The organism is Clostridium pasteurianum BC1 (assembly GCF_000389635.1).
In the GTDB taxonomy this organism is placed as follows: Bacteria; Bacillota; Clostridia; order Clostridiales; family Clostridiaceae; genus Clostridium_I; species Clostridium_I pasteurianum_A.
Genome location: NC_021182.1, coordinates 1,970,776 through 1,993,347, shown reverse-complemented (window position 1 = coordinate 1,993,347; position 22,572 = coordinate 1,970,776). Strand labels below are relative to the sequence as shown.

Annotated in this window: 23 protein-coding genes; 4 read left to right on the top strand and 19 right to left on the bottom strand. The window is 30.0% G+C overall.

Features of this window, described 5'->3' with window-relative positions; all coding sequences use genetic code 11:
* Positions 1-2: 2 nt before the first annotated feature.
* The 8 genes from CLOPA_RS09350 to CLOPA_RS09315 form a co-directional block, all read right to left on the bottom strand.
* The gene (locus CLOPA_RS09350; protein ID WP_015614971.1) at positions 3-1,418 is read right to left on the bottom strand and encodes a nickel-dependent hydrogenase large subunit; all 1,416 of its coding nucleotides are present in this window, start codon (positions 1,416-1,418) and stop codon (positions 3-5) included.
* A gap of 28 nt (positions 1,419-1,446) precedes the next feature.
* Positions 1,447-2,340: a hydrogenase small subunit gene (locus CLOPA_RS09345; protein ID WP_015615190.1), complete on the bottom strand. Its 894-nt coding sequence runs from the start codon at positions 2,338-2,340 to the stop codon at positions 1,447-1,449.
* Positions 2,341-2,728: 388 nt separating this feature from the next.
* Positions 2,729-3,610, bottom strand: a complete 882-nt coding sequence (locus CLOPA_RS09340) for a hydrogenase small subunit (protein WP_015615189.1) — start codon at positions 3,608-3,610, stop codon at positions 2,729-2,731.
* 529 nt (positions 3,611-4,139) lie between these two features.
* Positions 4,140-4,529, bottom strand: coding sequence for a hypothetical protein (locus CLOPA_RS09335; protein ID WP_015615188.1), 390 nt, complete (start codon positions 4,527-4,529; stop codon positions 4,140-4,142).
* A 143-nt stretch (positions 4,530-4,672) separates the two neighbouring features.
* Positions 4,673-6,322: a 2-succinyl-5-enolpyruvyl-6-hydroxy-3-cyclohexene-1-carboxylic-acid synthase gene (menD, locus tag CLOPA_RS09330; RefSeq protein WP_015615187.1), complete on the bottom strand. Its 1,650-nt coding sequence runs from the start codon at positions 6,320-6,322 to the stop codon at positions 4,673-4,675.
* Positions 6,323-6,459: 137 nt separating this feature from the next.
* Positions 6,460-7,605: an isochorismate synthase gene (locus CLOPA_RS09325; RefSeq protein ID WP_015615186.1), complete on the bottom strand. Its 1,146-nt coding sequence runs from the start codon at positions 7,603-7,605 to the stop codon at positions 6,460-6,462.
* 20 nt (positions 7,606-7,625) lie between these two features.
* Entirely contained in the window at positions 7,626-8,315 is a 690-nt protein-coding gene (locus CLOPA_RS09320) for a response regulator transcription factor (protein ID WP_015615185.1), read from the bottom strand.
* A gap of 200 nt (positions 8,316-8,515) precedes the next feature.
* The gene (locus tag CLOPA_RS09315; RefSeq protein ID WP_015615184.1) at positions 8,516-9,892 is read right to left on the bottom strand and encodes a HAMP domain-containing sensor histidine kinase; all 1,377 of its coding nucleotides are present in this window, start codon (positions 9,890-9,892) and stop codon (positions 8,516-8,518) included.
* 465 nt (positions 9,893-10,357) lie between these two features.
* On the opposite strand from CLOPA_RS09315, the gene CLOPA_RS09310 reads away from it, so the two are divergent.
* The 3 genes from CLOPA_RS09310 to ubiE all read left to right on the top strand — a co-directional run bounded on the left by CLOPA_RS09310 (position 10,358) and on the right by ubiE (position 13,233).
* A complete protein-coding gene (locus tag CLOPA_RS09310) occupies positions 10,358-10,894 on the top strand; it encodes a FixH family protein (protein WP_015615183.1) in 537 nt (178 codons plus the stop codon).
* A 20-nt stretch (positions 10,895-10,914) separates the two neighbouring features.
* Positions 10,915-12,309, top strand: coding sequence for a 4Fe-4S binding protein (locus CLOPA_RS09305; RefSeq protein WP_015615182.1), 1,395 nt, complete (start codon positions 10,915-10,917; stop codon positions 12,307-12,309).
* Between the two features lie 207 nt (positions 12,310-12,516).
* Complete coding sequence (gene ubiE, locus CLOPA_RS09300; protein WP_015615181.1) at positions 12,517-13,233, top strand: bifunctional demethylmenaquinone methyltransferase/2-methoxy-6-polyprenyl-1,4-benzoquinol methylase UbiE; 717 nt, start codon at positions 12,517-12,519, stop codon at positions 13,231-13,233.
* Positions 13,234-13,469: 236 nt separating this feature from the next.
* Here the strand turns inward: ubiE and CLOPA_RS09295 are convergent, their stop codons facing one another.
* The 6 genes from CLOPA_RS09295 to CLOPA_RS09270 form a co-directional block, all read right to left on the bottom strand.
* Positions 13,470-14,882, bottom strand: a complete 1,413-nt coding sequence (locus CLOPA_RS09295) for a sensor histidine kinase (RefSeq protein WP_041710853.1) — start codon at positions 14,880-14,882, stop codon at positions 13,470-13,472.
* Between the two features lie 160 nt (positions 14,883-15,042).
* On the bottom strand, positions 15,043-15,747 hold the full coding sequence (locus CLOPA_RS09290) for a response regulator transcription factor (RefSeq protein ID WP_015615179.1): 705 nt from the start codon (positions 15,745-15,747) through the stop codon (positions 15,043-15,045).
* A gap of 73 nt (positions 15,748-15,820) precedes the next feature.
* Positions 15,821-16,066 carry an SHOCT domain-containing protein gene (locus CLOPA_RS09285; protein ID WP_015615178.1) on the bottom strand — a complete coding sequence of 82 codons (246 nt, stop codon included), beginning with the start codon at positions 16,064-16,066 and terminating at the stop codon, positions 15,821-15,823.
* 213 nt (positions 16,067-16,279) lie between these two features.
* On the bottom strand, positions 16,280-16,993 hold the full coding sequence (locus CLOPA_RS09280; RefSeq protein WP_015615177.1) for a M48 family metallopeptidase: 714 nt from the start codon (positions 16,991-16,993) through the stop codon (positions 16,280-16,282).
* 64 nt (positions 16,994-17,057) lie between these two features.
* A complete protein-coding gene (locus CLOPA_RS09275; RefSeq protein ID WP_015615176.1) occupies positions 17,058-17,411 on the bottom strand; it encodes a DsrE family protein in 354 nt (117 codons plus the stop codon).
* 13 nt (positions 17,412-17,424) lie between these two features.
* Entirely contained in the window at positions 17,425-17,865 is a 441-nt protein-coding gene (locus CLOPA_RS09270) for a C-GCAxxG-C-C family protein (RefSeq protein WP_015615175.1), read from the bottom strand.
* 473 nt (positions 17,866-18,338) lie between these two features.
* Between CLOPA_RS09270 and CLOPA_RS09265 the strand changes: the two genes are divergently transcribed.
* The gene (locus tag CLOPA_RS09265; protein ID WP_015615174.1) at positions 18,339-19,316 is read left to right on the top strand and encodes an asparaginase; all 978 of its coding nucleotides are present in this window, start codon (positions 18,339-18,341) and stop codon (positions 19,314-19,316) included.
* Between the two features lie 106 nt (positions 19,317-19,422).
* Here CLOPA_RS09265 and CLOPA_RS09260 read toward each other — a convergent pair whose 3' ends face one another.
* From CLOPA_RS09260 to CLOPA_RS09240, 5 genes are all read right to left on the bottom strand, one after another.
* Positions 19,423-19,746, bottom strand: a complete 324-nt coding sequence (locus CLOPA_RS09260; RefSeq protein ID WP_015615173.1) for a hypothetical protein — start codon at positions 19,744-19,746, stop codon at positions 19,423-19,425.
* A gap of 110 nt (positions 19,747-19,856) precedes the next feature.
* Entirely contained in the window at positions 19,857-20,618 is a 762-nt protein-coding gene (locus tag CLOPA_RS09255) for an ABC transporter permease (RefSeq protein WP_015615172.1), read from the bottom strand.
* Positions 20,615-21,271 (bottom strand): ABC transporter ATP-binding protein, encoded by a 657-nt coding sequence (locus tag CLOPA_RS09250; protein ID WP_015615171.1) that lies wholly within the window; start codon positions 21,269-21,271, stop codon positions 20,615-20,617. The genes CLOPA_RS09255 and CLOPA_RS09250 overlap by 4 nt, the downstream gene beginning before the upstream one ends.
* 18 nt (positions 21,272-21,289) lie before the next feature.
* Positions 21,290-21,724, bottom strand: a complete 435-nt coding sequence (locus tag CLOPA_RS09245) for a MarR family winged helix-turn-helix transcriptional regulator (protein ID WP_015615170.1) — start codon at positions 21,722-21,724, stop codon at positions 21,290-21,292.
* 187 nt (positions 21,725-21,911) lie between these two features.
* Positions 21,912-22,514 (bottom strand): gamma carbonic anhydrase family protein, encoded by a 603-nt coding sequence (locus tag CLOPA_RS09240; protein WP_015615169.1) that lies wholly within the window; start codon positions 22,512-22,514, stop codon positions 21,912-21,914.
* Positions 22,515-22,572: the final 58 nt, after the last annotated feature.

The following is a 22,572-nucleotide window of genomic DNA, read 5'->3' as shown; positions in this document are numbered from 1 at the left end:
AATTAAACTCCTGGTTGTACTATAAATTTAGACATTTCTACTCCCTCAGGTGACATTACATGTACTGAACATCCTGTACATGGATCGAAGGAGTGCACTATCCTTAGTAATTCTACTGGCTGAGTTGTATCAGTAACATGAGTTCCTATTAATGCCTTTTCTATTGGACCAACATTACCGCTGTCATCCATTGGGGAAGCATTCCAACAAGTTGGTGTAATAATCTGATATTTTGATATTTTAGAACTTGATACAGATACCCAGTGTCCAAGAGCTCCTCTTGGTGCTTCTGTTAAACCTACTCCACTTCCTGAAGTTGGAGTTCCTATATTTGTATATCCATTTGTACCAGTTACTATCTGATTTATCCAGGTATTCATATTGCTTGCTATCTTAGCTGTTTCAGTATATCTTGCCATATGTCTGTCCATAACTGATACACCATGTCTATAATCTCCGCTTACCCAAGTTCTTGCTAATGAACCTGCCTCGTAAGGTTGTCCACTATATCTTGGTGCCTTAAGCCAAGTATATGCTCCTGATTTTCCGTAGCTTGGTGTTGTAGTCTCACTAGCTGGATTTACTCCTGATGGTGAGGAATACCATGAATGTCCTACATATTCTTTTACATTAGTCTGACTAAAGCTTCCTACTGTTCCATTAGTTACTGTACCTGCTGGGAATAACTTGCCTCCAGTAGTATTTGTATCAAATACACCATAAGCTATTAAATTACCATAACCAGCACCTACGCTATAATAATCACTATAGGTTGAAGCTAATTTGTTAACATCCCCTTGATATGTATTTGTAATAAAGGATGTTATTGTAGTTAAATAATTCTTGAAATTAGTTATATCTGTTGAAGATGGTATTGCAGTTACACCACCTGGTACAATGTTAGCAACATGTGGAAGCTTACCACCAAATATTGCTCCCATTTCGTGAGCTTGTCTTCTTATTGATAGTGCAGTTACATAATTGTTAACTAAGTTTTGATTATCTGTTGAATTAAATCTATAATCTTGGCTGTATCCTGGTGTCCATGGGGACATTTGTGGTCCTTGAACGTAATCCATTAACGCTAAATGATAGAAATGTAATATATTACTTGATATAAAATTTGAAGCCTGAATAAGATCTCTTAAAAGAAGACCCTGCAAAGTAGGTGTGAAGCCACCAGCTTGCTCTATTGCCTTTGATGAAGATATGGCATGAGAAACTGGACATAGTCCGCATATTCTCTGTGTTAAAAAAGCTGCATCCTTTGGCACTCTATTTAAAAGCATATTTTCAAAATCTCTGTAAAGACCTCCTGAAGCCTGAGCTGCTGTTACATTATTATTTGAGTCAAGTGTTACATTAATTTTTAAGTGTCCTTCTAATCTTGTAATTGGATCTAATACTATAGTACTCATATATATCATCCCTTTCTTTTTTTATTTATTAATCACCACTACCTAACAATGGATTTGTAGGGAAAGTTGGATTTGCACAGCCTATACATGGATAATCTGATAATACACACCAGCTTTGACCATTATTCCACTTCATAGTAGAACATACATTATCACATCCTGGTCCTTTACATCCTATTTCTTCATAACATCCATATACACCTGGTTGACTTGCATCTCCAGCTGAACGTCTAGGACAAGTACTGTGAACAGTAGCGCCAAAGTATTTAGTTGGTCTATTGTAAGTATCTAATGTTGGCATTCCTGTCAATATAAGGTCAAGTAATGTTTGAACCATAACTGTTGGATGAACTGGGCATCCTGCAAGGTTTATAACTGGATTAGTAGTTTGTCCACTTAGTACTGTTTTTACTGATTGGCAAGAAGTACTATTAGGACTAGTTGCCGAAACTCCTCCAAAAGCCGCACAGGTTCCTGCTGCTACTACATATTTAGCCATAGGACCATATTTTAATAACGCCTGCTGCATTGTTAAAGGTGTTCCATTTTGCTCACCAATTACACAATAGTTTCCACTGGCACCTGTTGGTACTGCGCCTTCAACTACAAGTATAAATTGACCTTTGTAAGTATTTGCAGCTTGATCAAGAGTCTGCATTGCTAAATCTCCTGAAGATGTCATAAGAGTAGTACCGTATTTTAAACTTATCTTGTTTAAAAGTACATTATCAATAGTTGCTGGATTAGTAACATTTAAAGTTGATATGGTACATCCTGAACATCCAGCTCCATTTAACCAGATAACTGGAGGATCTGTTTCTGCTGCAAGTACAGTATTAACTTTACCCATATCTAAATCAAGATTTAGAGCTACTGCTGTAGCTGCAGACCACTTTAGAAAGTCTCTTCTGCTAATTTTCATAGTAACACTCCTTTAAATTTATTTTTTATAATTCCATGCATGGGTTAGCATTGTTATCCGAATTGAATATAAAAATACAAGTTTATATTTTCTCGTTTTACCAAATGATAACATACACCCACCCACTACTATGATATGTCATGCTGCCTATTTATAAGTTATGGAATGGTTAAATTCTTTTTAATTTAAAGTTAAATATAATCATAATTCTCATTATAATCTATATTTTATAATTAAATCCTTAAAGGTTGTACTATAAATTTAGACATTTCTACTCCCTAAAGCAACATCACGTGCACTGAACATCCTGCACATAGGTGGAAGGAGTACACTATTCCCAATAATTCTACCAGTATCTCATTACTTCCTTTTTAATTAATAGTCATCATTAGCACAATGGATTTGTAGGGAACGTTGAATTAGCACAACCAATACATGGATAATTTGATATAGTACAAAAACTCACTCCATTATTCCACTGCATAGTAGAACATACATTTTCACACCCTGGCCCTTTACATCCTATGCTTTTGTAACATCCATATACACCTGGCTGACCTGCAGATCCTGTTCCACGTCTAGGACAGTTAAAGTGAAGAGCAGTTCCATAGTACTGAGTTGGTCTATTTTGGCTATCTAAAGCTGGCATTCCAGTTAATATAAGATTCAAAAGTGTTTGAACCATAACTGTTGGATGAACTGGACATCCTGAAAGGTTTATAACCGGATTAGCAGTTTGTCCACTTAGTAATGTTTCTACTGATTGGCAGGAAGTACTATTAGGGCTGGCTGCCGATACTCCTCCAAAAGCTGCACAAGTTCCTGCTGAAACTACATATTTAGCCATAGGACCATATTTCAATACAGCCTGCTGCATTGTTAAGGGCGAACCATTTTGTTCACCAATTATACAATAGTTTCCACTGGCACCTGTTGGTACTGCACCTTCAACTACAAGTATAAATTGGCCATTGTAAGTATTTGCAGCTTGATCAAGAGTCTGTATTGCAGAGTCTCCTGATTGTGTCATAAGTGTAGTATCGTACTTTAAGCTTATTTTGTTTAAAAGTACATCATCAATAGTTGTTGGATTAGTAACATTTAAAGTTGATATGGTACATCCTGAACATCCAGCTCCATTTAGCCAGATAACTGGAGGATCTGTCTCTGCTGCAAGTACAGTATTAACTTTACCCATATCTAAATCAAGATTTAGAGCTACTGCTGTAGCTACAGACCACTTTAGGAAGTCTCTTCTGCTAATTTTCATAGCAACACTCCTTTAATATTTTTTATAATTCCATGCATGTGTTAACATTGTTATCCGAGTTGGAGATAAAATGTAAATTTATATTTTCCTCTTCTACCGAATAATAACATATGTCTAATGCTATGTTATAACATACTGCCTATTTATAAGTTATGTAATTGTTAATCTTTTTAAATTTAAAGTTAAATTTAATTATAATTTTTATTATAATCGATATAATATAACCTTATAACACGAAGCTGCAATAGAGCTTCTACTTTGATCTGCAGCCTAGAATTTCTCTTATTTTGTCAGTATGCTTAAATTTCTTGTCATTAATCTTAATTAATTTGAGTCTATCATTGGATTATACAAAGTTATATATTTATCACTATTTTTGTTTTCTTAAGATTTGTTGTACAAAATACTTATAAAGATTTTATAAAGAAATGTAACGTTAAAAATTGTTCATACCTTTATCATTATTAAAAAAGTCATGTAAAAAGATAACTACTCATTCCTCTTTTCACATGACCAATAAATCACAATATTATCTTCCCATCATGTCCTGATGCATTTTTGTCATATTTCCTCTGCCCACAGTTTCCATCATCTTAGCCATAGATCCGTATCCATTGTTTTGCATTATATCAATCATTTTTTTATAATCATCATCACTTAAATTATTCATAAACTTGTTCATAGCATTATAATCTTTATTTTGCATAGCCTTTGCTTCATCACTAAAACCATTATCTTGCATTATTTTTATCATATTATTAAAGCTATCATTTGATTGATATCCTATATTTTGTGCACTCATCATTTGTCTACTAATATTATTGTAACTTATATTATTTCTTCCCTTTACATATGCAACTGAAATACTACCTACTATAAGTACACCTGATATTACTAAAACCAAAATTTTATTTTTCATTTAATATCACTCCCATAATTATTTTTTCTTTATATGTTTATTGTACTACTCAATTATGGAGCTATTATGAATCCATATAACATAAAATATATAATAGATAAGCTTTTCTAAGTCTGAAAGATTCATATTTATAATAACTTATTTTACAAAGTTGCATATTTATCATGCAGCATCTTACTTAGCTCAGAATCAATTTTTACTTCAATAAGTTTAATTCCGTCTAAAATTAATGCCTCATTAAAGGCATTTTCAAATGATTTATAGTCAATTGCCTTATAATATGTTATATCATATAAAGTTTTTATACCTTCAAAGTTTATATCATGAGGGGTTAAAAATAAATAATCAAAATTCTTTTCTTTACTTTGTGGTAAATACCTAAATATACCTCCGCCATTATTATTCAACAACAAAATAATTAAATTTAAATTATGAGCTTTGCCAATTAACAATCCATTTAAATCATAATAAAAGGATAAATCTCCAGTTAACAATACTGTTGGTTTATTTGATGTAGATATTCCAAGCGCAGTGGAGACAATACCATCTATTCCATTTGCCCCTCTGTTGCACAATACCTTGATATTTTGATTCCGTGCTTCAAAGAAATAATCCACATCACGAATTGCCATACTATTTGAAACAACTAATCTACTTCCATCTGGAATCATATTTTGCATCTTTTGAATCAATTTTCCTTCAAACAACTTCACTTCCTCCTTAGATCTATTTAATTGTTTTCGCATTTGATTTTGATAATTTAACCATTTGGATAAGTAAGCTGTATTGCTATTTTCTATAGAAATACACTGAGCAAACACTCTTGGTGATGAAACAATATATTTTTTCGTAGACAGAGCTGGATTATGGTAGTAAAATGTTTCAGATACTTGTAGGTATAGAGCATCTTTATGCATAGACAAAAATTGTTGAAGGCGTTTTGATACAGTCACTTGCCCAAAGTGAATGATAAACTCAGGCTTCAATTCTCTTTTAATATCATCATTTTTTAAAAAAGCATCATAGCTATCAACAATAATATCTTTTGAATAATTTCTAAAATTGGAAATTGGATCTGCTAATACAGGTGCTTTTAATCGTTCTCCTAATTCTATAACTTCCTTATGATAATTTGAATAGGCATCTCCCCCACAAATGATAATACCACTCTTATTCTTAAGAATTGAAGGTTCAAAAATAACTTGGTTTTCACCTTCTATATATTCAAATTTGTTTTCAAATCGTCCTTTAGTAAAATCCACCTTTTTAAACTCCGGGATTAAAGGTTCTCTAAGTGGTACATTAATATGGACTACACCATATTCTTTTGACATAGCATTTGAATATGCCTTTTGCATAACTACACGCACATAACGGTACATATTTTCATTTTCCTCTGGTAAATGTAATTCTTCATAATACTTAGTGAAATTATCAAATATTTTATTTTGATCAATTGTCTGTGGTGCACCAACATTACGCAATTCAAGGGGACGATCAGCTGTTAAAACAATTAATGGCACTCCTGAATATTTTGCCTCTACAATTGCAGGTAAATAATTTGCTGCCGCTGAACCTGAAGTACAGACTAATACTACTGGTCTTTCATGCTCCTTTGCAATTCCAAGTGCAAAGAAGGCAGAAGATCGTTCATCAATATTCACAAAATTATTAAAATTATGTTCGCAAAATAAATATGCTAAAGGTGTAGAACGTGATCCAGGACTAATTACAACATCACGAACACCTAATTCATATGATTCATCAACTAAAGCTGCAATGTAATTTGTCATTTCTTTCCCCTCTCGACTATCAATAAATCTAAACTTAGTGGCAATTTGTATTCACCAGCTAAGTTTAGATTAAATTACCCAATGACATATCGCTATTATCCAACTTTTAAAGTGGAGTATTACAGCAGATAATCATCTCATAAACTTTCAATTATAGTTTTCAATTTATTTGTAGTTTCAATATATTCACTTTCGCAATTTGATTTATCCACTATACCGCAGCCGCTGTATGCATAGACTATATTTTTTTCAATCAGTGCAGATCGTATTCCTACTACAAAGATCCCGTCTCCATTTTCATCTATTATTCCTATTGGTGCCGCATACAGACCTCTTTCATGTTTTTCATGGTCTTTAATCAATTCCAGTGCTTTATTTACAGGATTTCCTCCTAATGCAGGTGTAGGATGCATCAGCTTTACCCATTGAAGTAATGTTCTGTTTGTATTCTTTCCATGAATACAGGTTTGTAAATGATATAAATTTTTAAGTACCAAAATCTTTGTTTCATCCACTACCAGTTCATCTGTAAAATTCTTCATAGAATTAACTATTGAATCAATGACGATTTGATGTTCATGACGATTTTTGGTATCGATTAGCAACCTTTTCTTTTCATGTTCATCCTCTTTATCACTCCGCAAAACAGTACCAGCTATGGCATAGCTTAAAACATTATTTTTTTCTTTTTGAATTAAAATTTCAGGTGTTGCACCCAGAAAGTTTTTTCCATCTTTACAATATGAAAATATAAAGCTATTTGCATTCTGCTTCAAAAGGTTTTGTAAAATGCTTTCTGTGTTTATTGATCCATCACACTTAATTTTAATTTCTCTTGAAATCACAACTTTATTTAATTCTTTATTCAATATAGCATTATGAGCAGCCGAAAATAGCTGCTCCCAAGAATTATAATCATCCATTTCACATCTGAAAGAATGTCTACAAACTTCCACTTTCATATTTTCAATTTCAACAAAATCCTTTATATAATAAAGTGTCTGTTTACCTTGCTTTTCAACCAAATAATATTCAAATGCTATATTTTCATTTCCAATTCCTGACCACTTTTCGTCTCTGATAGAATTAAAGAAGGTTCTTGATGAAAAAATATATGGATAATCTTTTAAACTTTCCTCCAAAGTCAAGGCTTTTAAACGCTTTGCCCCAAGAATAAATTCCTTTTTCAATGGATTATAAAAGAAAAAATTTTCTTCATTTTTAAAATACTTTAAGAAAGTAAGTGGACTATCTAATTTAATTTGCATTTTCTGATATTTCAAGCTATCCACCTCATTAAATACTACGTATCTCTTTCGCCGCCAAATTTATAACCAACTTTAACAACAGTGATTATATATTTGGGTGTTTTACTGCTATCCTCTATTTTTTTCCTTAAATTTTTAATATGGACATCTACAGTTCTATCATATCCTTCAAAATCAATACCATATACATTTTGAATAAGCTGTTCTCGCGATAGAACTTTACCCTCATTTGAAGCAAGAGTATACAAAAGATCAAATTCATTTGGAGTTAAAATTATATCTTCTCCTTTTACCAGCACATTTCTCTTTTCTTTATCAATCTTAAGTTTTCCATTATCATATGAAAGTATTGTTATTTTATTAGAATCTACCCTTCTAAACAAAGCATTTACCCTTGCCGTCAATTCTCTTGGACTTAGAGGCTTAGTGAGATATTCATCAGCTCCCATATTAAGTCCTTGAATTTTGTCACTTAATTCTACCTTTGCAGTAAGCATGAATATATGCACATCCGATGTTTTCCTTATAAACTTACAAACCTCTTCCCCATCAATATCTGGAAGCATTAAATCTAATATAATCAGCTGAAAATCTATTTTATTGAATAAATTAAGTCCGTCATATCCTTTAATTGTGCAATATACTTTATACCCTTCTTTTTCAAGATAAGCTTTAATTACTTCTGATACTTTTACTTCATCCTCAATTATTAAAATATTATTCATTCTTATTCTCCTTATTTTCTAAATGTATAGATTATTACTAGTTAACCCGCCATGCCACCCGAAGCACAACCATGAATGAAAATACTATTGACAAGCATTTACTAATTAACAAGATTATAAGTACACTTTTTATCTGTTTTTTAAATATTCATTTAAAAAGTGAAACCTTTGATAATTATTCCCAATATTTTAACGACATATTAAGACATTTTCTTATTAAAATATAATGTAAACGATGTTCCTATACCAGCAACACTTTCAACATTAATATCGGCAGAATGAAGAGTAAGTATTCTTTTTACAATAGTTAGCCCTATACCACTTCCTTCTATTTCATGTCGGCTCTTGTCTCCTCTATATAATCTTTCAAAAATATAAGGTAAATCTTCCTTTTTTATACCCATACCATCGTCTTTAACTTTAACTACAACCTTATCCTTGTTTACATCCAAATTAACCCACACATTTCCTCCAGCCTGAGTAAATTTAATGGCATTACTTAATAAATTTATAAAAACCTGTTTGATCTTATCTTCATCTCCTACTATTTGAAAATCCTTATCTTTATCAATATTCAAATTAAATTTAATGTTTTTGTTTTTAAAATCAATAGAAAACTCATTACTTACAGAAGACACAAGTTCATCTAAAAAGACAGTTGTCATATTCAGATTTAATTTTTCTTCATCAAATTCTTTTAATATATTTAAATTATTTAACATTTTCCCAAATCTTATTACCTCTTCATTCAGATAATTCAAGCGTTCCTCATTCACAGGGAATATTCCGTCAATCATTGCTTCTAAATTATTCTGAAGAACATTTAATGGAGTTCTTATTTCATGGGAAATATCAGAAACCAGTCTCTTTCTTAGCTGATCCTGCTCTTGCAATCTCTTACCTAATGTATTTATGCTTTCAGTCAGATTATTGAGTTCTCTTATATTACTCTTTATATTTACAGTAGAATCATAGTTTCCATTAGAAAGTTTAACAGATGTATCTGAAACCGCTTTAATAGGTGAAGAAAATTGCTTCGATATAATTATACTAATTATAACAGCTATAAAAATTGTTATTAAAACACTAATAATAATGCCCCTGTTTATTGATATTTTGAAATTTATATCCTGCTGGGATAACAAAATTGGAGAATACTGACCAATTTCCACATAGCCTACAACTTTCCCATCTGATTTAATTTCAAAGGAATTTGATGTATAAACCCCGTTGTTATTACTATCTTTTACTATTGCCAGATGAGCTCTTTCTTTTATGTCATTGGGATCCATGCCCCAAATTACATTTTTATTAGCATCTAGAAGCGTTAAACAATAGTTGCTCATATAAGCTTCATGCATCATTTCTTCTCCAGAATTTACAGTCCATTTTTTATCTCTTTTATATATTTGCTCAAAATAATCTACAATTCTATTGTTTCTTTGATTCTGGATATTCACCATATATTTATTAAAAGTGCTGTTAAGTGCGAAATTAACAAACAGTGCCGATAAAATAACAGCAATAATTGAACAAAAAATAATTATTATACCTAATCTTCTCCTAATACTCTGCAAAAATATTCCCTCCAAATTTAAATATAAATTTACATATTACAGCTAATTTCATAATTCTATACTAAACAAAATTATGAAATTTTACTTACTAAGCTTATTATATATTACTAAATTATTTTATCAAATTAATATGTTGATTTTATGAAGACTCCAGTTAAAGAAAGAAAAATCGTTTACAAAATCTTTCACTCATTTTAATAATTTTATTTTTCATCTTCATAATATCTTCATATGAAATTTATATACTTAAGCCATTCGATTCAATATAGCTAAGTTAAAAAATTATATAGAAAGAGGTGTAACAAGAAAAGTAATTCAACTCACTATCAAATTATTTTCATGACTTATTATTACATATTATTTAGGTCTGGATAGATTTATTTTGCCTGAAATATTTAACAAAAAGATCACCAGTTAATATCTTATTGGAATTTATTTAATTATATTTAGGAGGAATTTTACAATATGGGAAAAAAATTAATCAAAAATTTAGTGTTAGGATTACTTTTTACACTTATATTATCCACAACTGCATTAGCGGATAGTGGTGGAACTAAAATCGAGAAAAATGTAGACGGAATAAAAGTAGACTTAGTTTTAAGCAGTGATACAGTGAAAACCGGCGATAATGAGTTAACAATTAGACTTTATGATGAGAAAGGACAACCGTTGGAAAATGCAAATGTTAAAGTAACTGCTGACATGCCAAGCAACAATATGGGTAATATGAATATGGATAATTCTAAACCTGGAGCTATTGACTTTAAAGCAGGACAAGAAAAGGGAGAATATACTGGAAACGTAAATTTCTCTGATAAAGGTAATTGGACAATTAAAACAGATTTTACGGCAGCAAACCAGGAAAAAATGGCTGATTTTGATATAAAAGTAGCTGACTCTGGTCCTAATTGGCTTATCATAGGTGGATTTTTAGGAGTTGTTGTTTTAATTATTATTATTGCTGTAATATCTAAAAATAAGAAAAAAACTTCGGCAGCATAGAAAGCGAGGAAATAATTCTTATGGAAGAAAAAGAAAAATATGAAGATAATAAAGGTAAACAAAATTCCAATTCTTCATCTAATGTAAATTTACTTAAAAATAAAATGTTTAAAAAATTTATACAAAGTAAATGGTATCCTGGTATATTCCAATGGCCAGTTTTAATAGTTTTTGCTTTTATTGTTTATGAATTATTGGTTGGTCCATCTGTTGCTCACAATAACTTTGGTACAGCTGGCACATGGGTACTATGGTGGCCTTTGCTTCCAATCATGTTATTTCTACTTGGCAGATTTTGGTGTGCAATATGTCCCTTTGGACTTATAAATGATCTTGTACAAAAGTTTATTGGTAATAATCGTCCAGTTCCTAAATTTTTAAGAAAATATGGAATATGGATTATAGATGCAATGTTTATAATGATAACCTGGAGCGACCATATTTGGGGCGTTGTTGAATCCCCTCGTGGTTCAGCAGTTGTACTGCTACTTATTACCGCTGGAGTTATTTTTTCAGGCGCATTCTTTGAACGCAGAACCTGGTGTAGATATCTATGCTTCCTTGGCGGTGTATCTAGTAACTATACAAGGGTTGGCATGATGGAACTAAGAGCAACTCCAGAAAAATGTGCTAAATGCAAAGTACTTGCCTGCTATAAAGGTAGTGAAAAAGCTGATGGATGTCCAATGTTTGAGTTTCCAAGAACCATGGAAACCAATGCAGAATGTAATTTTTGTGGTAATTGTGTAAAAAATTGTCCTAATGATTCTATCAAAATGTACCCACGTGTACCTACTAAAGAATTATGGTTTATTCGTAAGCCAAAGCTTGCAGAATCATTTCTCGCTGTTGTAATTATGGGTATTGTATTTGTTCAAAATATCACTATGCTAGCTATATGGAAAGATATATTAAATTGGCTTGAAGATGTAACTGGTACTACAAGCTACTATGTAACCTTCACTGTAACTTTTATTATTGCAATGCTGATCCCTATTATTCTACTTTCTGTAACAGGATTAATTGCAAAAAAATTTAATGGAGATTCAGTCAAACAAAATTTTGCTAGATTTGGATATGCTATTATACCTTTGGATTTAGCAGGCCATATAGCTCATAACTTATTTCATTTACTAGCAGAAGGCAAATCTGTAATTTTCACCTTTGCAGAACTTTTTGGAGTAAACATGCATGGATCAACAGCTATCTTAGATAATGAAACCATACAAGTACTTCAATATATATTAATTGTTCTTGGAGCTTTAGGTTCCATATATACTGTGTATAAGATTGCAAAACATACTTATGGAAACAAAAATCCTATAAAGATCTCAGTTGTTTATACAATATTAATAGTGTTTTTAGCAGTTGTAAATCTTATATTATTTGCTCTTCCAATGGAAATGCGTATGTAATTTAAGCTGTTAAAATCTAAATATCAAAGCTTTATTTAAGACCATATCTCTCATCAAAATCTAAGGACACATACATTGTACTTTGGATGTATAGCTCTTAGTTATTAGACAAATGATGATAGTATGGTCTCTCTTAATTATATCCCATGCACTTTGGGATCTTGCAATATTTGTTTTATTCCTATTAATATAAAAGGAGATTATAATATGGCCAGTGAAAAATCAAACGTTCAAAATATTTTTTCATCTATTGCTGAAAAATATGATATGTTGAATACAGTACTAACTCTTAATATTGATAGTCTATGGAGAAAAAAAGCTATAAATATTTCAAATATAAATGAAAATAGTAAAGTTTTAGATTTATGCTGCGGTACCGGTAAAATGATATACTATACCTGCAAAAAGGTTGGTAAAGACACTGAAGTTACAGGTTTAGATTTTAATGAAGCTATGCTTAAGGTGGGTTATAAACGTCTTAATAAGAGTATTAATAATTATAAATTTAAATTGCTTAAAGGTGATGTGCAAGCACTTCCCTTTAAAGATTGCAGCTTTGATTGTGTGACTATTGCATTTGGATTAAGAAACATTCCTAATAAAACAAAGGCACTATCTGAAATCTACAGAGTTCTAAAACCAGGAGGAAAGGCAATCTGCTTAGAACTATCAACTCCACAAATCCCCATATTTAAACAGATATATGGATTATATTTTAATCATATGCTTCCCATTATTGGATATTTAGGTACCGGCAGTAAAAATGCCTATTCCTATCTTAGGGACTCTGTAAATAAATTTATGACAAAAACTGAACTGAAATATGCTTTTGAATCCATAGGCTTCAAAGATGCCAGCTACAAATCCCTATCTTGCGGTATAGCTTCTATACACTATGGTACAAAACCCATTGCAATTGAATAATCTGCTATTTTAACAATTAAAATATTGTGGAAATACATATATTTCCATTACATAAAAAAGTTAGTATATGAAATACTTGATATACTAACTTTTTTACATAAATAAACTTACCTAGATGTTAAATACTATATTATATATAGCATTACTTTTCGGTACATTTCTTCATTTTATCTACATAATTTTGAAAACGCCAGTATATCAAATCAAGTTAAAGTTGAAATCTAGATAAATTAATATTACGCACATATAATTTTAGGAAATTTTATACTAAACACAGTACCTTCCCCTATTTTACTTTCAACCTGAATTTTTCCTCCGTTGGCTTCTACTAAACTTTTAGTTATGGTAAGTCCAAGTCCTGATCCACCGGTATTTTTAGCTCTTGATATATCGCTTCTATAAAATCTCTCAAATATATATGGTAAATCTTTTTCAGAGATACCTATACCATTGTCTTCTACCTCTATTATAATATGGTCTATTTTTTGAAATAAAGACACTTTTACTCTACCATTAATTTCAAGATAGTTATTTGCATTTGAAAGAAGATTGTGCAACATTTGTTTTAAATTATCTTTATCCATATATACAATTATGTTTTCTGTAATTTCAACCGTAATCAAACAGTTTTTTCTCATAAATATAGGCTTAAAAGTATCTACAATATTTTCGATTTCAGAAGATAAATTAAATTTACTTTTATTTAGAGTTATACCTGCTTGCTCAAGTTTTGATATATTTCTAAGAATATTTACTAATTTTGAAAGTCTATCTAATTCTTCATAAAATACTTGAAACCTTTCTTTTGATGGCTCCCATATGCCGTCAATCAAAGCTTCCACATGAGTTTTTAATGTAGTAAGTGGAGTCCTTATTTCATGGGCCATATCGGAAGTAAGTCTTTTTCTCAGTTCCTCTTGGTTCTGTAATGTTTCTGCTAGATAGTTTATTGAGAAAGCTAATTCTTCTATTTCTTTTGTATTGGATTTTATATTGGAACGAGCTCCCAAATTTCCTTTTCTCATGTCAGAAGCAGTTTTGGTTATCTTTTCAAGTGGAGATGCAATCTGCCTTGATAATAAAAAACTTATTGCTAATCCAAAAATCAATGTTATAAAAAAAGATATTATAAAAGATTGATTAAGATTATTTATAAAGGTTAATGAATTGGAAGAAAAATAAGAACTGCCGTAATAGCCAATGATTATTGTCCCAACTACACTATTATCCTTATTCAGTTCATGTTTTTCTTCTTTGTATTCTCCAGAATTAATATTGGATAACCCCCCCATCATACTGCTTTTTCCTCCGCCCATCATTGAATTCATCATATTTTTATGCTGCATATATGAATTCCCAGAAGAAAATATAATATTACCTGAATTATCTCTTACTTCAATATATAATTCATTCATATTTGCATTTCTAACCATTGCTTCCTGGCTATCACTTGAAAACCCATTATCTTTATTATAGGAATCTTCAATAAATTTAACTATTTCATTTATCTTTGTATTATGTTCATCTACTAAATATTTGCTAAATTCATTAGAAATTCTTAAATTTGAAATAATGCTAGTAATGATTAAAGAGCCAATAAGAGCAACTAAAAAACCTAGAGATAATTTTTTACCAAGTGTTATTTTCACCACTACAACCTCCTATATTATTTATCCGATGGCTAGCCGCTGAACACTCCACCTACTAAAGGTGGGGATAACATCGGCACGTGCCTGGATAATTCATCTAAACTAAGTAGGAATACAAGCTCCCACTGAGTAAGATTCATTGATATCAACTAAGATATTATTAAGACTTTGAACCTGTAAATTTATAGCCTACTCCATAAACTGTACTTATATATTTAGGATTCTTTGCGTCATCTTCAATTTTATGTCTTACATTCTTTATATAACTGTCCACAGTTCTATCAAATCCTTCATATTCAACTCCAAAGGCTTTTTTAACTAATTGTTCTCTTGTAAACACCTGACCAGGATTCGTAAGTAGTGCCACCAATACTTTGAATTCATAGGGAGTAATATCTATTTCTTTACTTTTCTTTTTAACTTTCATTTTTCTCACATCTATTTCCAAATCACCATCATTAAATACAAGATAATCTGCAAGTGGACTATCATCTCTATAAGCTCTTCTAAGAAGTGCTCTTATTCTTCCCACAAGTTCTCTTACACTAAAAGGTTTCGTAAGGTAATCATCTGCTCCCATTGCTAAGCCTTCAATTTTATCATCTTCCTCTATTTTAGCAGTAAGCATAATAATAGGAACATCAGATATTGTTCTTATCCTCCTACAAACTTCTTCTCCAGAAATTTTGGGAAGCATTAAATCCAATACAATGAGTTTAATATTTTCTTTTTTGAAAATTTCAATTGCCTCTTCGCCATCTGCTGCCGTATATATTTTAAAATGTTCCTTTTCCAGATAAGCCTTAATTACTTCCAGTATTGTATATTCATCATCAACTACAAGTATATTAATAGTATCATTCATTTTTCAAACACCCCACTACAGTTTATTACTTCATACAATTATCATTATACCAAAAATAACTAGAGATCACTCTCTAGTTATTTTTGATAAATTCTTTTCTCTTTTTATATTCCTCTTCGGTAATTTCTCCTTTGGCATACATGTTATCAAGAGTTTTAATTGCATTGTTATTTCCCTTAAAATAGCCTTTAAATAATTTTACTGCTACAAAAACTATTCCTATAATTATTAGAAGTCGTATTATCATAAATATTATGGGATATGGACCTCCCCATCCCATAAATCCATTACTATAATAACCGTAACCACAACCAAACATAATATCCTCCTCCTTTTAATTTTCTATACTTAAATTATAAAATTAAATTATGGAGCAATTATGAAGAACTTATATCCATTCCTATGTCAGTATCCTGGTCATGCAAAAGAAGGTATGTATGGAAAAATAATTATAAGGTAAATATAATACTATAAAAAAATGTGAAGCAATTTTTTACTGATTTAAAAAATTGTTTCACAATATTATTAAATATTACAAATCCATCTTTATTCCGTTATTTTTAAGCCACTGATCTCTTTGTTTATAATCTGGTAAAATAGAAGCTACTGCATTCCAATATTCTCTTGAGTGATTTTTGTGAACCATATGACACATTTCATGAACAACTATATAATCTAATACTTCAGATTTAGCCATAACGCAGCGCCAATTAAACAGTAATGAATTTTTATAGGTGCAGCTTCCCCATCTTTTCTTTTGTTCTTTTACTTTAACTTCCAAGGGAACTATATTGAAAAATTTTTGATACAAGTTAATTCTTTGATCTATTTCTTCTTTTGCCTTTTCTCTATACCATAATTCCATAGCTTTTTTTGTATTTTCTTTATTCTCATTATTGATAGTAACTATAATTTTATCGTTAAACAAATTAACTTTTGCTTTATTAATATGGGATTTTATATCTATCTGCAGCTGATAGTCCATTCCCAAATACATAAACACTTCACCATTAATAAATTCTCTAATTAAAGGTTTATTCTTAATATGTTTAAACTGATATAGTTTTTTAACAATCCAAGGTGCTTTTTCCATTACTCTTTCTCTTATTACAGCTTTTGGAATTTCTAAAGGAGCCCGTACTTTAATATCGCCAGAAGGCGCTATGGATATCTCCATAGTTTTTCGCTTACTAAACACCACTTGAAACTCTATCTCTTTTCCTGCATAAATAAATTTTAATATCATAAGACCATCCTAATTTAAAATAAACGTAAAAATAATACTTCTAAATGTACTAATATTATGAAAGCTAAGGCTTAATATATGCATATCCCTCTTCTTGTTTGTCTATGAGTTCCAAAATACCTGCTGGTACTACCAGAACAAACGTCATGAGATTTTCTCTTTTTATGCCATGGCCCTTTAATGCATTATTACACGCCACAAATCTAACATTCTTACCGTTTAAATCCTTCATAATATGGAATTCTTCAGAAGAAAAATTATTATTGAAATCATATAATTTTACAGCTTCTGCATTAGCTACTACTTCGATATTATAAATTTCATTTTGAAGAGCATTTATCAAATTATTAATATTTCCTAAAAGTAATTTCCATTTGCTTAATTCATCAATGTGAAATAAAACTTTTGTTTCCTTCATTTCAAACTACCTCTTATACACTACACTGAAGTTCTTCTATAATATTAATAGCATCCTTTATTAGCTTAGGACACACATCTTTAAATACACCCTTTTCTCTAGCATAACCTATCATGCCTTTTTGCTTTAAGTTGCACCCAATTAAATCCTTACACAGCATTGAACAATTCATATTTTTAAATTTTTCACTAAAAATCTCTATCATTTGCTGTGATTTTTCCTTTGATAGCTTGTTCTCAATTTCATCTGTTCCATATTTAAGGTCTAGAACCATTATTGCACCAGTTACGGCTCCACAAACTTCATCTTTACATAATATATTTTCTAAGCCGTTCCCAAGTTTTAAAAGTGAATCCATATCTAAATTTAATTCATTACAATAAGTTAATAATACACTTTGAGCACAATTAACTCCTCTGCTAAATTTTCCTATGGCTTGTTCTACTTTATTCATAATATTCCACCAACTATCTTTAAATTTATCAATTAATATTTTATCCCGTTATATAACAGTTAAATATTTTTTTCTTTATTCTATAATACCACATTTGTAATTAAAAAAACATCATTTTGTTAATTTCTGATTAAATAATTATTATTTTATTGCTTATTTGGGTTTATTTTTACAAAGTTAATAATTTATCATATAAACGTGCATATTTAAAAAACGTTTACAATATCTCATTGCTTTTTGTGCAATAATGGACACTATTATCAATTTATTAATTTCACTAGTATTTTTATTGTATTTTTTATTAATTTTATAAAACAAAAACCTTTACATTCAATATTAAATTATTTTTCACATATACCTCAGCAAAAGATTATGTTAAAATAGGAATAGTTTAAATAGCTTGTCCGAATAGATATTGATAACAATTATACTCATAAATTCTATTTAATAATTATATACAAGGAGCATTAAAAATGAAAAACATTATTATTATATTTACTGGTGGAACAATATCAATGAAAACAGATAAAAACACTAATGCAGCTGTACCCTCACTATGCAGTGAAGATATATTAAATTTAACACCAGGAATAGATAACATAGCAAATATTCATTGTATAGATTTTGGCTCTATACCAAGTCCCCATATGACTCCAGAAAAAATGCTGGAATTGTCAAAAATAATAAAGGATAAATCCAAAAATTATGATGGTATAGTGGTTACTCATGGAACAGATTCTTTAGAAGAAACGGCTTATTTTGTAGATCTTACCTACAATAGTTCAAAGCCTGTAATCTTTTTAGGTTCTATGCGAAATAGTTCAGAACTTGAATGGGATGGTCCTTTAAATCTCATAAATGCTGTTAATACTGCTATATGTGAAGATTCAAGAAATAGAGGAGTGTTGGTGGTAATGAATGGTCAAATTCACTGCGCTTCTCAGGTAACAAAAACAAACACTTCGTCTTTAGATACCTTCAAGAGCCTGAATTTTGGTCCTATAGGCCTTGTGGACAACAATAAACCTTATTTTTATCTAAATTATGCAAAACGCCAGTATATACCGACAATAAAAATTGAAACCAGAGTAGATCTTATAAAATGTGCTTGCGGCATGAACGATAGTATTTTAAAATTCTGTGTAGATTCTGGAACAAAAGGTATTGTTATAGAAGGTATGGGTAGAGGGAATATTACTCCTGATATGGTTTCTGGCGTTCAGTATGCTATAAATAAAAATATACCTGTTGTTCTAGTTTCCAGATGCATATCTGGAAAAGTTTCTGACACCTATGGTTATGAGGGTGCTGGAAGAGATCTCACTAAAAGAGGTGTAATACTTGGAGATAATCTTAATGGCCAAAAAGCAAGAATAAAGCTGATAGTAGCTCTTGGACTTACTAAGGATTTATCTGAAATAAAAAAAATATTTGAGGAAGCTTATTATTAAACCTGTTATACCTATTTTACACAGATAAAATAAATAATAACTACTAAGATTTTAGCTTTACAACAAGTTAAAATTTTAGTAGTCTGATTATAATCTCTAAATACTTTTATATACCTGCTCCATCATTAAAAAACACATTCAACTTCAAATTATAAAAAGTCTTATTATTTATTTCTAGCATACTTATAAGCTCTTTAGTTTTTATATCCTGCTTTTCTCTAAGTATTTCAGCAATTTTCTTCTTATATACTTTAATCTTTTCCTTCTTCTTTCGCTGTATCGCCTCTTTGGCTTTTATATTGAAGTCAACAGAATTCTTCTTAAGGCCTTCCATCAATTTTTCATTTTCTTTTTTCAACTTTTCATTTTCTTTTTTTAGCTCTTCAATTTGTTTAATCAAGCTAAAACAATCCATATCCTGTAAATTCATTTAAATCACCCTATTAAACCAATACGTATTTATTAATTTATATACTATGATAAATAATTCCTATTGTCAAGTTATGAATTTGTAAATATATAAAGAATATATAATTTATCCTAAATTAGTTGTTTTCGTTTATTAAAAAAATTTTTATAACACATAAAACAAGCTATAAATGAGGATATAGCTGTAGTGGAAAAGAGCATGAACGCAACTAGTATCTGATATTTAATAGCATTAACCGGTGAAGTGCCAGCCAAAATAAGTCCTGTCATCATACCAGGTAATGATACAATTCCTAATGTTTTTGTAGAATCGATAGTAGGGAGCATTCCAGTTTTAACAGAATCCCTTATTATTTCTATAGATGATGGTAAAATATCTGCCCCCAGTGAAAGTTTAGTTTCAACCTCTTCACGTTTATTTTTAAAGGATGAACTCATTTGCTTAAAAGATAATCCCAAAGCTATCATTGCATTGCTTATGATCATTCCACCTATAGGTATTATCTGATAGGCCTCATATTTTATAGCTCCTGAAAGTAAAAGAATTACTAAAGTGCTAATGGTTCCCACAGTTATCGAAATGAAAGCTATTAATGCTCCATTTTTTATTCCCTTACCTCTTTTTGCTGCATTGTAAGATGCATTAAATGTCATAAATATCAATAAAAGCGTGGTAAAAACAGGGTTTTTAAAACCAAATATATAATTAAGTAAGTATCCTACAATAATCAATTGAATTATAGCTCTAATTACACTTATAATTATTTCTTTTTCCAATTTTAGCTTTTGAAAATATACAAAGAAAAGAGAAATAAATACAAGTAGTGATGAGATTAACATTGAAGAAATATTAATATCTGCTCCGTTATTCATTTTAAAACCTCCAAAGACGTTATTTCACCATTCTCCATGGATATTACTTTATTTGAATATTTTTTACTTTGTAAAGGATCATGTGTTATCCATAAAATTGTAATACCTTCCTCATTTAAAGACTGTATTACTTTTTCCACAATCAAAGTGTTGTCCACATCAAGAGCTGAAGTAACTTCATCTAACAGGAGAATTTCTGGTTTAAACAATAAATTTCTAATAAGTGCTATTCTCTGTTTTTCTCCACCAGAAAGATTATTTACTTTATTATCTAGACAGTCTTTTTTTAGTTTAAAAATTGATAAAAGCTCTTCTATTCTTTTCAAATCTATTTTTTCATTTCTTATTGAATACGGAAAATTGAAATTTTCAATTACATTATCTCCAAAGAGATAGGGATTTTGAAAACAATATCCTATATTTTTTCTCCATTCTATGGGGTTATATTCCATATAAGATTTATTTTTATAAATTATTTTTCCCTGGGTAGGACTTATAAGATGTGCACATAACTTTAGAAATGTACTTTTTCCACTTCCTGAAGGTCCTATGACAGATATAAAATCTCCAGAATCAATATTTATTGATATATCCTTTAATATAGTTTTATCATCATTAATATATGTTACATTTTGAAAATCTAGTAAAGACAAGATAAACACCCTCTTTAATTATTGATTTTGCTTAAACAACTCTTCCTTATTTACTTTATTGATCAATTCAGACAGCAGCTGCTTAAATGCTATTTTTTTATTTTCTTCTAATGTATTAAATAAATTTTCAGCAAATATTTTATCTTGATTAATATGGTTCTGTATTACCTCACACCCCTCTTCAGTTGCAATAAGTTCTACAATTCTTCTATCTACATTGTCTCTAGTTCTTTTAATATACTTTTTATCCTCTAATCTATCTATAATTCCTGTTGTCGTTGAAGCTGGTATATTATATTCCTTTGATATATCCTTAACTTTTAATTTCTTTTTAAAATATATCCTTTCTAAAATATACATGTCCTGCGGCTGGAGATTAGATGTTTCAAACTGATAAAGATTTTTATACTCTAATATTTCTATTAGTTTATGCAATAAACTATTTTCGTCCAATAACTATCCCCTCCTATAATTTATATTGTTAAAGATATAGATTATTATTTTATTTGTATTAAAAAATTTAATTCTAACCAAATAATATACCATGTACGTTTATTACGATATTCGTATATTATTTATATAATAACATATATACTAATAAAATTCTATTATATATTTATTGTGAAATGATATATGAATTTTAAAGTACCCTATCATTTTCATGTGATTTTAGCGTATTTGTCATCATTTTCATAACCTGCAACATTGTATTTTCTTGTTCATCTTCCCTATTAACACCATAAACATATTCAGGAAAATCTAAAGGCTTTTGTATTTTCCAAATATCATCATGCTTTTCCGGAGGTAAAATTTCAACTGGATTACCAATTGCAATCCATCCTATAGGAACAAATTGATTTTCTTGAAGAATAGTTTTTATATGAACAACTCCATTTATTCTAACCTCTGAACCTCTGCAAAGTTTTGCTCCATGGAATATAGAAGCTCCTGTAGCAATGAATACATTATCATCAACTGTACATCCAACTACATGAGCATTAGGTCCAATTAATACCTTATTGCTAATCTTTAAAGAATGTTTAACCGTACTCCTTAACACTGCATTTTCTAACACCACACAGTCATCACCAATCTCTATGGTCCCTCCCTCAGCAATTATTGAAGCACCATACATAATCCTCGTATTTCTACCAATCTTAACATCACCACAAATTGCAGCATTAGGTGCAATAAATGCAGTTGCATCAATAATAGGAGATTTACCTAAATGATTTATTAACATAACCTCACCCCAGTAATATTATTTTTTACATTAAATTAATGAATTGAATATTTACGCC

What these genes read in the sequence shown, in the direction of transcription:
- CLOPA_RS09270 (WP_015615175.1), bottom strand. Translation starts at nt 17,865, where the DNA reads ATGAATAAAGTAGAACAAGCCATAGGAAAATTTAGCAGAGGAGTTAAT.
- CLOPA_RS09280 (WP_015615177.1), bottom strand. Translation starts at nt 16,993, where the DNA reads ATGATATTAAAATTTATTTATGCAGGAAAAGAGATAGAGTTTCAAGTG.
- CLOPA_RS09310 (WP_015615183.1), top strand. Translation starts at nt 10,358, where the DNA reads ATGGGAAAAAAATTAATCAAAAATTTAGTGTTAGGATTACTTTTTACA.
- CLOPA_RS09290 (WP_015615179.1), bottom strand. Translation starts at nt 15,747, where the DNA reads ATGAATGATACTATTAATATACTTGTAGTTGATGATGAATATACAATA.
- CLOPA_RS09265 (WP_015615174.1), top strand. Translation starts at nt 18,339, where the DNA reads ATGAAAAACATTATTATTATATTTACTGGTGGAACAATATCAATGAAA.
- menD (WP_015615187.1), bottom strand. Translation starts at nt 6,322, where the DNA reads ATGACAAATTACATTGCAGCTTTAGTTGATGAATCATATGAATTAGGT.
- CLOPA_RS09350 (WP_015614971.1), bottom strand. Translation starts at nt 1,418, where the DNA reads ATGAGTACTATAGTATTAGATCCAATTACAAGATTAGAAGGACACTTA.
- CLOPA_RS09275 (WP_015615176.1), bottom strand. Translation starts at nt 17,411, where the DNA reads ATGAAGGAAACAAAAGTTTTATTTCACATTGATGAATTAAGCAAATGG.
- CLOPA_RS09305 (WP_015615182.1), top strand. Translation starts at nt 10,915, where the DNA reads ATGGAAGAAAAAGAAAAATATGAAGATAATAAAGGTAAACAAAATTCC.
- CLOPA_RS09240 (WP_015615169.1), bottom strand. Translation starts at nt 22,514, where the DNA reads ATGTTAATAAATCATTTAGGTAAATCTCCTATTATTGATGCAACTGCA.
- CLOPA_RS09320 (WP_015615185.1), bottom strand. Translation starts at nt 8,315, where the DNA reads ATGAATAATATTTTAATAATTGAGGATGAAGTAAAAGTATCAGAAGTA.
- CLOPA_RS09255 (WP_015615172.1), bottom strand. Translation starts at nt 20,618, where the DNA reads ATGAATAACGGAGCAGATATTAATATTTCTTCAATGTTAATCTCATCA.
- CLOPA_RS09285 (WP_015615178.1), bottom strand. Translation starts at nt 16,066, where the DNA reads ATGTTTGGTTGTGGTTACGGTTATTATAGTAATGGATTTATGGGATGG.
- CLOPA_RS09340 (WP_015615189.1), bottom strand. Translation starts at nt 3,610, where the DNA reads ATGAAAATTAGCAGAAGAGACTTCCTAAAGTGGTCTGTAGCTACAGCA.
- ubiE (WP_015615181.1), top strand. Translation starts at nt 12,517, where the DNA reads ATGGCCAGTGAAAAATCAAACGTTCAAAATATTTTTTCATCTATTGCT.
- CLOPA_RS09335 (WP_015615188.1), bottom strand. Translation starts at nt 4,529, where the DNA reads ATGAAAAATAAAATTTTGGTTTTAGTAATATCAGGTGTACTTATAGTA.
- CLOPA_RS09260 (WP_015615173.1), bottom strand. Translation starts at nt 19,746, where the DNA reads ATGAATTTACAGGATATGGATTGTTTTAGCTTGATTAAACAAATTGAA.
- CLOPA_RS09345 (WP_015615190.1), bottom strand. Translation starts at nt 2,340, where the DNA reads ATGAAAATTAGCAGAAGAGACTTTCTAAAGTGGTCTGCAGCTACAGCA.